Origin of the sequence: Massilia sp. IC2-278, from assembly GCF_020708045.1 — a bacterium.
In the GTDB taxonomy this organism is placed as follows: Bacteria; Pseudomonadota; Gammaproteobacteria; order Burkholderiales; family Burkholderiaceae_D; genus Telluria.
In genome coordinates this window covers 35,326-46,887 of the sequence record NZ_JAJFES010000020.1, presented here as the reverse complement: position 1 = coordinate 46,887, position 11,562 = coordinate 35,326, and the positions used below count along the sequence as shown (strand labels likewise).

Sequence of the window (11,562 nt, the reverse complement as noted above, 5' to 3'; positions counted from 1 at the left end):
CCTGTCAGCGGTATTCGTTGCGTTCGACGATGCCGCGCAGGACGTCGCGCCCCTGCAGCATCGGGAAGTCCTGCGGGCGGTAAGCCCTGGGCTGCGCGAAATGCAGCGGCCCGATCGCGGCGGCGTACGAGGCGCGTACCGGTTCCGCAGGCAGGGCGCGCCCGTCCAGCAGCACGCGCTTGCCGGCGATCGCCAGTGTCGCCGGTTTGCCGGGCGTGAGCGCAAAAGCGACCTGCGAGCGGCTCTTGTCGGGGTTCAGGTAGGCCATGCGCAGCGTGCGCGCCGCCTTGCCGCGCAGCGTGAAGGTCCAGCGCTCGCCGCCGTCCGCGCGTTCGAAGTCGACCTCTACCGCTTCATCCACGCCGAAGGGCAGGGCTGCGCCGAAGCGCTTCCACTGCGTGGGGATGGCCGGCTCGAAGCCCAGGGTGTCGGCGCTCAGGTCCGGGCGGAAGCCGACGTAATCCTGGTAGGCGTTGCGCGCGTATTCGGCCACGCTCCACGACTGGGCAAAGGTGCCGGTCGGCCACAAGCTGCCATCCTCGCGCGGCAGGGCGTCCAGGTTCTCGCTCATGCTGCCGAGTGTGCCCAGGCCGAGGATTTGCTGCCCGAGGTTTTGCGTGAGTTGCCAGCCCAGGTCCTGGTAGCCGAAACGGTTCAGGGCGGTCACCGTGAAGCCGGCGTTCCAGCCCCAGATGGTGCCGTTGTGGTAGGCCGCATCCTTGTGGTGGAAGGCCGGGTTCTCGTGGCGCGGGTGGAAGTATGGATCGTCCTGCGAGAGCGAGGCGATGCCGTAGGGGTAGAGCAGCGCCGGCACGCTGCGCTTGAGCACCTGCGCCTGCACGGCGTCGGGCACGAACCCGCCGAAGGGGATCGAGGACAGCATCAGCGCGTTCGGGCGCAGTTTGGTGTCGCGGCTGCCGTCGGCGCGCAGGCGGTCGGCCATCGTCTTGCCATCCCAGAAGCGTTTCAGGAAGCTGGCCTGCACCTTGTCCGCCAGCGCCGTCCATGCGCGCGCCCGCGCTTCGTCGCCAGCCCAGGCCGCGAGGGTGGCGCCGCTTTGCAGCGCCGTGTGCCACAGGGCCTGGATCTCGACTGCATGCGGGCCGCGGTCCGACCAGGGCTGGTGGGTCGGGTTCTCGATGCGCGCGTCCATCCAGGTGTCGGAGGCCGCATGGCGCAGCAGGCCGTCGGCATCGGTGTAATTGGCGATGGCGCCCTCGACATACGGCACCGCCAGCTTGTACATGTCAAGCGCAAAGGCGCGGTCGCCCGTATAGCGGATGTATTCCATCGCCTCGCGCAGCATCCAGGGCGTGCCGTCCACCGTGTTGTAGATGATCTCGCCGGGAGACACGCGGTTCGGCACGCGGCCGTAGTCCTTGTCGCGGGGTTCGCGCAGGTTCTGGTAGCGCGCGAAGTTGGCCAGCACCGCCTTGGCGTCGGCGAATTCGCCCGACACCAGCAGGGTGCCGGGCAGGGCGATGAAGGTGTCGCGGCCCCAGTTCTCGCGGAACCAGGGCAGGCCGGCCCAGATGCCGGCGCCGTATTCGTTCACTACGAACATGCGCGCCGAGGCCTTGGCCCAGTTCAGCGCCTTGTCGTAGGCCTTGTCGCTTGTTGCCAGGTAGCTGCGGGTCAGGGCCTCGTACATCGCCTGGCGTTCGGCGCCGATCGCATCGCCCCGCGCCAGCGCGCGCGCCCGCGTCGCGGCTTCCTCAGGCGTGGCGCCAAAGGCGGCGATCACGGTGAACGAGCGCGCCGGGGCCTGGGTGGCCAGGGTCAGGTCCGTACCCAGGGTGAACGGCCGGTCGGCGGCGAGCGCCATGAACTGGGTCGCTCCCGCGCCCGGCGCCACGCTGACGATGCCGCCCGCCTGCGTGACCGCACCGGCGGTCTTCAGCAGTGGACGCAGCGCCAGCGTGGCATCCTTTTCGTTCGTGACGCGCAGGGCCAGCGCATGCTTTTTCGACAGCAGCGCCAGTTCCTCGACGGCCCCGTTCGCGTAGCGCACGCGGTGGCCCCAGGGCAGCACGTCCTCGGCGGCGCGGGTACGGTCGTTCTGCACGCCGCCCGTGAAGCTCATGTAGTTATGGAAGACCGTGCCGCTCTTGAACACATAGCCTTCGCCCTTGTCGTAGCTGTGCGTAAAACCTTCGAAGTAGCCGGCCAGGTTGTCGCCGGCCACAAAACGCGCCTGCTGCCCGGGCGCGGCTTCGATTGCCATGTCGGCGAAAAAGGCGTCGACACCCGGCTTCTCGACGGCGCCGGCGCTGCCGAAGGCGCAAGCCAAGGTTAGAGGCAGGGTCAGGGCCAGGATCGAGCGCGAAAGGGACGCCTGCATCATGCCCCCGGCAGTTCGACGACGACCACCGACTTCGGCGCCAGCTTCAGCTGCGTCGCCAGTTCGACCTGGCGGCCGGTAAGGATGTCCTTGCCGCCGGCGGCGCCCTTGAGCATCTCCTGGAAGCGCGCCGTGTCCAACGTTGCCGCCTTGTCGCCGTTGTTCATGGCGACCATGATGCGCTTGCTGTCGTTGTAGCGGAAGTAGACCCAGGTATTATCCTCGGGGCCGAACTGCATGGTGCGCCCGCTGTGGATGACGGGCTCGTTCTTGCGCCAGGTGGCGAGCTGGCGCACCAGGTCCTGGGCGGCGCGCTGCTGGTTCGTCAAGCCGGCGCCGGTAAACGCGTTCACCTTGTCGCCGGCCCAGCCGCCGGGGAAGTCGACACGGTAGCTGGCGTCGTCGCGCCGCTTGACGGTGCTGGTCATCAGGATCTCGTCGCCGCTGTAGAACTGCGGGATGCGCGGCATGGTCATCAGGAACACCATGTTCATGCGCCAGCGGCCGAAGTCTTCGCCGACCGCGCTGTACATGCGCGCGATGTCGTGGTTGCTGCCGAACAGGACCAGGTTCTGCGGCTCAGGGTACAGGTAGTCGAGCGAGAGCGTCTCGTAGACGTCGTTCAGGCTGCCGCCTTCCTTTTGCAGGCCATTGCGCATCGCCTGCATCAGCGGGAAGTCCATCAGGCTGGGCAGGTAGCTGACGTAGCCGTCGTGGTTCACCTTGCCGCGCTGCCAGCGCGCCACCACCGGCGGGCGGTTGTTCCATTCTTCGCCAACCATGTTCAGGTTCGGGTACTCGGCCATCAGGCGGCGCGTGTATTCGGTCAGGAAGGCGCCGTCGGAGTAACCGTAGGTGTCGATGCGCAGGCCGGACAATTTGGCGTACTCGATCCACCAGATGTTGTTCTGGATGAGGTAATTCGCCACCAGCGGATTGGTCTGGTTCAGGTCGGGCATGGTGTCGACGAACCAGCCGGCAGTGAAGTTCTGGCTGTCGGCCTTCGAGGCGTACGGGTCCTGCACGGCCACGTGGTGGTGGCGGGTCGGCACGAACTTGCCGCCGAAGTTGATCCAGTCCGGCGTCGGCACGTCCTTCATCCACCAGTGGTTGATGCCGATGTGGGACAGCACCACGTCCTGGATCAGGCCGATGCCGCGCTTCTTCGCTTCATCCGACAGGCGCACGAAGTCTTCGTTGCTGCCGTAGCGGGCATCGACCTTGTACAGGTCGGTGGCGCCGTAGCCGTGGTAGGAGTAGGCCGGCGCATTGTTCTCGACCAGCGGCGTCGGCCACAGCTGGGTGAAGCCCAGGTTGGCGATGTAGTCGAGGCGGTCGATGGCGCCCTGGATGTCGCCGCCATGGCGGCCGCCGCCGTTCTTGCGGTCGGCCTTTTCCAGCAGTCCGGCGACGCTGTCGTTGCCGGGCAGGCCGTTGGCAAAGCGGTCCGGCATGATCTGGTAGATCGCGTCGCTCGTCGTGAAGCCCTGGCGCTGGGCGGAGCCGGGCTCGCGCGCCAGCAGGCGGTAGGGATGGCGCTCGCTGCGGCCAGCACCCGTGAAGACGATCTCGAACTGGCCGGGCCTGGCGTCGGCGCCGATGTCCAGGTCGAGGAACAGGTAGTTGCCGTTGGCGACACGCGTGGCCGAGACCAGGCGCACGCCCGGGTAGTCGATGGTGGGCAGCATGCCGCCGATGTCCTTGCCATGCACCATCAGCTGCAGCCCCTTGTGCTGCATGCCGGTCCACCAGAAGGGCGGTTCCATGTGGTCGATGGCGGGCGCGGGAGTGGCCGCAAAAGCGGCGGCATGGGACAGGCTCAGGGCGACGAACAGACTGATCAGGGAAGGCTTCATGGCGGAATGGGCGAGGTAAGTGAAGGAAGCGCGAGCGCGCAGGGGAGGAAGTCGTAGTTTCGCTACATAGTTATTAGGCCGATGCGTGGGGAACGCCCGGTTGTCTCTCTATTATTGTGCCAAGCATACTATAGGGATATGCACAGGACAACGCAGACGTGTATCTAGTTTAGGTACATACAGCCAAAAATCGATGCCATTCGTTGGCCAGACCGCACATGTCTGGCAAAGCCAGTGAATATTTCGTCAAAGCAACACCGCCGACGTTAATGCACCGCAATAGTGCATTTTTGCACCTACTTGGTGAAAAGATACGAATTTGTAGTCCGACTACACTCGTGCATACCGCGCTCTGTAGCCGGAATACAACGTCTTCTGTTGTTCATTCTATACAATAGCAACATACGCTACGGAATCGCGTAGTGCCGAGCAACTCCCGTTGACAGTGCATCTAGTTTTAATACAGAATTGTTGCCAGAACGTCTAAAAAGGCGTTGGAATTGGATCCCGTGCCGTGGCTCTCCAGCTGTTTCCGGGAAATTACATAGTTTATTGAGGGGACAAATGAACAACTTCGCAAACAAGCGCGCTGCGAACACGGCAGACCGTGCATTCCCGCTGAGCCCGGTTGCAGCCGGCTGCACCGTTTTCCTGATGGCACTGGCCGGTAGCGCCTTTGCCCAGGAACAGCAACCGGCCACCACCGGCGCTGCCACGACGGCAACCACGGCCGACACCACCAACAACACGCCGAACAGCGCCGTGCCACCGGCCGAAGACGCTACCGTCAGCACCACGACCACCCCGGTCTCGACCGTCCGGGTGACCGGTATCCGCCGCGGTATCGAAGCGGCGATCTCGATCAAGAAGAATTCCACGTCGATCGTCGAAGCCATTTCGGCCGAAGACATCGGCAAGCTGCCGGACCAGAGCGTCGCCGATTCGATCGCGCGCCTGCCGGGCGTGTCGGCCCAGCGCGGCCGCAGCTCGGGCAAATCGTCCGACATCTCGGTGCGCGGCCTGGCGCCAAGCTTCAACGGCACCCTGCTGAACGGCCGCGAAATGGCCTCGACCGGCAATGCCCGTTCGCCTGAGTTCGACCTGTTCCCGGCCGAACTGATGGGTTCCGTCGTCATCTACAAGACCCCGGACGCGAGCGTCATCGGCCAGGGCCTGGCCGCGACCATCGACCTGCGCACCGTGCAGCCGCTCGACTTCGGCAAGCGCACCGTCGCCGTCAGCTACAAGAAGAGCCAGCTGGGCGTGAAACAGCGCGACGGCCTGCCGGAAGGCGACGGCAAGCGCTACACCCTGTCGTACATCGACCAGTTCGCGAACCGCACCATCGGCGTGGCCATGGGCTTCACCCGCTACGACGAACTCGGCGGCGGCCAGTCGAAGTTCAATTCCTGGGGCACCGCCTCGATGGATTACAACGGCGCCAGCGTCACCGTGCCGAACGGCTTCGGCTACGACACCGAACAGAACAACCACAAGCGCGACGGCGCCTTTGCTTCGCTGCAGTACCGTCCGAACAAGAACTTCAAGTCGACCGTCGACCTGTTCTACTCGGCTGGTGAAACCGGCCTGAAGAAAACCGGCTTCGAAGGCGGCGTGGCCGGCAACGGCGGCGGCGCCTATGAGCTGCCGCACGTGCTGACGAACGCCACCATTGCGAACGGCGTCGCCACCAGCGGCACCATCACCAACTGGAAGGGCGTGGTCCGTAACCACTACGAAGGCGCCGAAGACGACCTGAAGACCATCGGCTGGAACAACGAACTGCGCTTCGGCGACTGGACCACGATGGCCGACCTGACCTGGTCGAAAGCCACCAAGCTGGGTTCGCGCTACGAAACCACGGCCGGCACCCTGCCGGGCCAGCAGGATACCCTGGCGTTCAGCGGCTTCAATGGCGCCAACGTCACCCAGGTGAAATACACCCCGGGCCTGAACTACTCGGACCGCAACGCGGTCAAGCTGACCGACACCATGGGCTGGTCCGGCGGCGCGGCGTCGCCGCAGGCCGGCTATCTCGGCCAGCCTTACGTCGAGGACGAAGTCAAGGCGATCCGCCTGACGGCCAAGAAGGCCATGGAATGGGGCCCGCTGACCGCCACCACCTACGGCTTCAACTACACCGCGCGCGACAAGGCCCGCAGTGGCCAGGATGGCCGTCTGCTCGTCATCGGCGGCGACCCGAACGGCTTCACCGACGTGCCAGGCACCGGCGTCGCACCAGCCGGCGCCTCGGGCTTCAACGTCGTGACCTGGGACCCGCGCGGCTCTCTCGGCACCGTCTACCAGCTGGCGCCGAAGGTCGACGCCGACATCCTGAACAAGTTCTGGGATGTGAAGGAACGCATCTCGACCGCCTACCTGATGGGCGACCTGGATGGCAGCGTGTATGGCCTGCCTTACCGCGGTAACGTCGGCGTGCAAGCCATCCACACCGACCAGACCGGCGGCGGCTACCAGATCGACAACGGCCTGTGCACCGGCAACACCATCGAAACCTGCCCAGGCAAGCGCGTTACCGACGGCGAGAAGTACTGGGATGTCCTGCCGAGCCTGAACCTGTCGTTCGACCTGGGCCAGGACCAGATGCTGCGCTTCGGCCTGGCCAAGGTGGTCTCGCGCGCCAACCTGGATGACCTGCGTGCCGGCTCGAACGTCACCCTGGGCAACCTGCAGGGCGTGTCGATCCTGACCAGCAGCGGCGGCAATCCGCACCTGAAGCCGTTCCGTGCCAAGGCACTCGACCTGTCGTACGAGAAGTACTTCGGCAACAAGGGTTACGTCAGTGCCGCGCTGTTCTACAAGAAGCTCGATACCTACATCTTCCGTACCTCGCGCTTCTACGACTTCGCCGACACCATCACCCCGGGCACCTCGCTGCCGCTGACGGGCGAGTACGCCGGTTCGACCATCGGCCGCCTGACCGAGCCGCGCAATGGCAGCGGTGGCAACATCAAGGGCTACGAGCTGGCGGTCAACCTGCCGTTCTCGATGGTCAGCCAGTACCTCGACGGCTTCGGTATCCTGGTCAACCACTCGGACACCAAGAGCAGCATCGAACTGCCGCGTGAAGGCTTCGCCAACGTGACCGGCAACGGCATCAGCATCCCGCTGCCTGGCCTGTCGCGCAAAGTGTCGAACCTGCGCCTGTACTATGAGAAGAACGGCTTCCAGGTCGCCGCTGCTGCACGCAAGCGTTCGAGCTTCCTGGGCCAGGTGTCGGACTACCAGGACAACACCCAGCTGACCTTCATCAAGGGTGAGACCATCGTCGACCTGCAGGCATCGTACGAGATCCAGAGCGGCTGGCTGAAGGGCACGAGCCTGTTCGTCCAGGCGCAGAACATGAACAACGAACCGTTCCTGGAATTCACCGACGACGAAAGCAACCCGACCAACCGCGTCGACTACGGCCGTACCTACCACTTCGGCGCCAGCTACAAGTTCTAAGCTGACCCTGAACTGAGTTACAGTAACGACCCCTGCCGGGCTCCCGCCTGCCAGGGGTCGTTTTCTTGACCTGAGCGAAACCACCATGCAGAACGTACCCATCAAGGACATCGTCATCGTCGGCGGCGGCACCGCCGGCTGGATGACGGCCGCCGCACTCTCGACCATCCTGAACGGCCGCTACAACATCCGCCTGGTCGAATCCGACGAGATCGGCATCGTCGGCGTCGGCGAAGCGACCATCCCGATGATCCAGCGCTTCAACCGCGTGCTTGGCATCGACGAGGCCGAATTCATGCGCGCCACCCAGGGCAGCTTCAAGCTCGGGGTCGAGTTCGTGAACTGGGGCCGCAAGGGCGAGCGCTACATGCACGGCTTCGGGCGCCTGGGCCAGGACCTGGCCACCGTGCCCTTCGAGCAGTACTGGCTCAAGATGCGCGCCATGGGTAAGGCGGCGCCGCTGGAGGAATACTCGATCGCGCGCATGGCGGCGAAAGCCGGCAAGTTCATGCCGGCACGCCAGGATGTGGGGAATTCGCCACTGGCCGACATCGCCTACGCCTACCACTTCGACGCCAGCCTGTATGCGCGCTACCTGCGTAAACTCTCGGAGTCGCGCGGCGTGACGCGTGTCGAGGGCAAGATCGTGCGCGCCACCCAGCGCCCCGGCGACGGCTACATCGACGCGGTGGAACTGGAGAATGGCACCCGCATCGGCGGCGACCTGTTCATCGACTGCTCGGGCTTCCGCGGCCTGCTGATCGAACAGACACTGCAGACCGGCTACGAGGACTGGAGCGGCTGGCTGCCGGCCGACCGCGCCCTGGCCGTGCCTTGCGAATCGGTGAAGACGATGACGCCGTTCACGCGCGCCACCGCGCACCAGTCGGGCTGGCAGTGGCGCATCCCGCTGCAGCACCGCACCGGCAACGGCCACGTGTACTGCAGCCGCTACATCAGCGACGACGAAGCGGCGGCCACGCTGCTGGCGAACCTGGATGCGCCGGCGCTGGCCGATCCGCGCCTGATCAAGTTCCAGACCGGCATGCGCAAGCAGGCCTGGAACCGCAACGTGGTGGCGGTCGGCCTGGCCGGCGGCTTCCTCGAACCGATCGAATCGACCAGCATCCACCTGATCCAGTCGGCAATCTCCCGCCTGATCGAGTTCTTCCCGGACCGCGGTTTCCAGGAGGTGGAGCGGGCGGAATTCAACCGCCAGTCGCGCTTCGAGTACGAGCGTATCCGCGACTTCATCGTGCTGCACTACCACCTGAACCAGCGCACCGACTCGCCGTACTGGCTGGCCTGCGCCAACATGGCGATCCCGGACACGCTGCGCCAGAAGATGGATTTGTATCGCGCGCGCGGCAAGGTGGTACGCGTGGACAACGAATTGTTCTCGGAAGTGGGCTGGATCCAGGTGCTGGAAGGGCAGAACATGCCGGTGAACGCGTATAATCCGCTGGTTGACGTGCAATCGGAGGCCGATATCGCCGACTACCTCGACAGCGTGCGCGGCGTAATCGCCAAGTGCGTGAGCGTGATGCCGACCCACGAGGAGTACATCGCGCGTCATTGCGCGGCGCCGAAGATGTAGCATTGTTCGTTTTTCCCGGCTTGCCGGCGACCGGTTTCATATGCAGCCCCTTGCGCAAGGCGCACGGGGCTTTTTTGTCGTTGTTTCCCCGGTTTTGTTAATTGTGTCCGTCCGTTCCCGGCGAGGGAGTAAACTGGCGGTTTAGTATTGTTTTTCGAAAGTCATCCATGTCCGACACCCCTATCCCATCGTTTTCCGACCTGAACATCCCGGCGCCCATCCTCAAGGCGCTGAAGGAAGTCGGCTACGAAGCACCGTCGCCGATCCAGGCCGCCACCATTCCCCTGCTGCTGGAAGGACGCGACGTGCTGGGACAGGCCCAAACCGGTACCGGCAAGACCGCGGCGTTCGCGCTGCCGGTGCTGTCGCGCATCGACACCAAGCAGACCGCGCCGCAGGCGCTGGTGCTGGCGCCGACGCGCGAACTGGCGATCCAGGTGGCCGAAGCCTTCCAGACCTACGCCGCGCACATGAAAAACTTCCATGTGCTGCCTATCTACGGCGGCCAGAGCTACGGCCCGCAGCTGCAGGCGCTGCGCCGCGGCGTGCAGGTCATCGTCGGCACCCCGGGCCGCGTGATCGACCACATCGAAAAGGGTTCGCTCGACCTGTCGCAGCTGAAGACCCTGGTGCTGGACGAAGCCGACGAAATGCTGCGCATGGGCTTCATCGACGACGTCGAGCAGATCCTGCAGCAGATCCCGGACGAGCGCCAGATCGCGCTGTTCTCGGCCACCATGCCGCCGGCGATCAAGCGCATTGCCAAGACCTACCTGCGCGACCCGAGCGAAGTAACCGTCGCCGCCAAGACCGGCACCGCCGAAAACATCACCCAGCGCTACTGGCTGGTGGCCGGCATGCAGAAGCTCGACGCGCTGACGCGCATCCTCGAGGCCGAACCGTTCGACGGCATGATCATCTTCGCCCGCACCAAGCTCGGCACCGAAGAGCTGGCGACCAAGCTGCAGGCACGCGGCTTTGCGGCCACGGCGATCAACGGCGACATGGCCCAGGTGCAGCGCGAGCGCACCATCGAGCAGCTCAAGAACGGCAAGATCGACATCCTGGTGGCCACCGACGTCGCCGCGCGCGGCCTGGACGTCGAGCGCATCAGCCACGTCATCAACTACGACGTGCCGTCGGACCCGGAAAGCTATACCCACCGCATCGGCCGTACCGGCCGCGCGGGCCGCAGCGGCGACGCCATCCTGTTCATCACCCCGCGCGAGCGCGGCCTGCTGAAAGCCATCGAGCGCGCCACGCGCCAGCCGGTGTCGCCGCTGACGCTGCCGACCGTGAAGGCCGTGAACGACGTGCGCATCGCCAAGTTCAAGGACCAGATCACGGCGACCCTGGAAGCCGGCGGCCTGGAACAGTTCCGCGAGCTGATCGAGGAATACGAGCGCGAGCAGAACGTGCCGGCGGTGGACATCGCCGCCGCGCTGGCAAAGCTGGGCCGCGGCGACGTGCCGCTGCTGCTGGAAAAGCCGGACCGCGAAGCCCGTCCGTCGAGCTGGGAAGACCGTCCGGCGCGCACCGACTTCGTCGAGCGCCTGCCGCGCGCCCCGCGCGACGCCGGCTGGGAAGAGCGTCCGGCACGTGCGCCGCGTGAGCAACGTGAGCCAGGCTTCCGCAAGGAGCGCGTGATGCGCGAACCGGAACCGGGCATGGCGACCTACCGCATCGAAGTCGGCCACGCGAACGGCGTCAAGCCGGGCAACATCGTCGGCGCGATCGCCAACGAAGGCGGCATCGAATCGAAGTACATCGGCCGCATCGAGATCTACGACGATTTCACCACGCTGGACTTGCCGAACGATCTGCCGAAGGACCTGGTGGATCACCTGAAGACCGTGTGGGTGGCCGGCCAGCAGCTGAACATCACGCGCGACGGCGAAGAAGCGCCGGCGCCGAAGAAGGCGGCCGGGCCGAAGAAGTCGTTCGGGGCCGAGCGTCGTATGGCGGAAAAGCCTGGCTTCAAGAAGCCGCGCAAAGCGTAATGATTGCGGCGTTGCCGCAATAGGGTAGGGTGGACGGCTATGCCGTCCACGCGTTCAACGAACGCTGGCATTATCGGCATTCATTCAGTCGCGAACGTGACCCGTAGGGTGGGCACTCCGTGCCCACGCGTTACGTGCTCTTCCGCGAGTCCGCGGCAGAAACAATTCGCTCCGAAGCGTTCGCCATCATCGTTGCGCTAACGATGTTCTCTCAGATGCTCTGCCATATGAATACGGCCCGGACGAATGCCGGGCCGCGTCAATGCGTCGTTCCGCGTGGGCACGGAGTGCCCACCCTAC

General features: G+C 65.1%; 5 protein-coding genes. 3 read left to right on the top strand and 2 right to left on the bottom strand.

Annotated elements, in window-relative coordinates:
* Nucleotides 1-4: 4 nt before the first annotated feature.
* Both LK540_RS23125 and LK540_RS23120 read right to left on the bottom strand, forming a co-directional pair.
* A complete protein-coding gene (locus tag LK540_RS23125; protein ID WP_229439754.1) occupies nucleotides 5-2,344 on the bottom strand; it encodes an amylo-alpha-1,6-glucosidase in 2,340 nt (779 codons plus the stop codon).
* Nucleotides 2,341-4,197 carry a glycoside hydrolase family 13 protein gene (locus LK540_RS23120; RefSeq protein ID WP_229439753.1) on the bottom strand — a complete coding sequence of 619 codons (1,857 nt, stop codon included), beginning with the start codon at nucleotides 4,195-4,197 and terminating at the stop codon, nucleotides 2,341-2,343. The genes LK540_RS23125 and LK540_RS23120 overlap by 4 nt, the downstream gene beginning before the upstream one ends.
* Nucleotides 4,198-4,761: 564 nt before the next feature.
* On the opposite strand from LK540_RS23120, the gene LK540_RS23115 reads away from it, so the two are divergent.
* The 3 genes from LK540_RS23115 (at nucleotide 4,762) to LK540_RS23105 (ending at nucleotide 11,262) form a co-directional block, all read left to right on the top strand.
* Complete coding sequence (locus tag LK540_RS23115) at nucleotides 4,762-7,665, top strand: TonB-dependent receptor (protein ID WP_229439752.1); 2,904 nt, start codon at nucleotides 4,762-4,764, stop codon at nucleotides 7,663-7,665.
* A gap of 85 nt (nucleotides 7,666-7,750) precedes the next feature.
* The gene (locus LK540_RS23110) at nucleotides 7,751-9,262 is read left to right on the top strand and encodes a tryptophan halogenase family protein (protein WP_229439751.1); all 1,512 of its coding nucleotides are present in this window, start codon (nucleotides 7,751-7,753) and stop codon (nucleotides 9,260-9,262) included.
* A 167-nt stretch (nucleotides 9,263-9,429) separates the two neighbouring features.
* Entirely contained in the window at nucleotides 9,430-11,262 is a 1,833-nt protein-coding gene (locus tag LK540_RS23105; protein WP_229439750.1) for a DEAD/DEAH box helicase, read from the top strand.
* Nucleotides 11,263-11,562 lie beyond the last annotated feature (300 nt).

Excerpts from the sequence above, each read along its gene's own strand:
- LK540_RS23110 (WP_229439751.1), top strand. The coding sequence starts at position 7,751 with ATGCAGAACGTACCCATCAAGGACATCGTCATCGTCGGCGGCGGCACC.
- LK540_RS23115 (WP_229439752.1), top strand. The coding sequence starts at position 4,762 with ATGAACAACTTCGCAAACAAGCGCGCTGCGAACACGGCAGACCGTGCA.
- LK540_RS23105 (WP_229439750.1), top strand. The coding sequence starts at position 9,430 with ATGTCCGACACCCCTATCCCATCGTTTTCCGACCTGAACATCCCGGCG.
- LK540_RS23125 (WP_229439754.1), bottom strand. The coding sequence starts at position 2,344 with ATGATGCAGGCGTCCCTTTCGCGCTCGATCCTGGCCCTGACCCTGCCT.
- LK540_RS23120 (WP_229439753.1), bottom strand. The coding sequence starts at position 4,197 with ATGAAGCCTTCCCTGATCAGTCTGTTCGTCGCCCTGAGCCTGTCCCAT.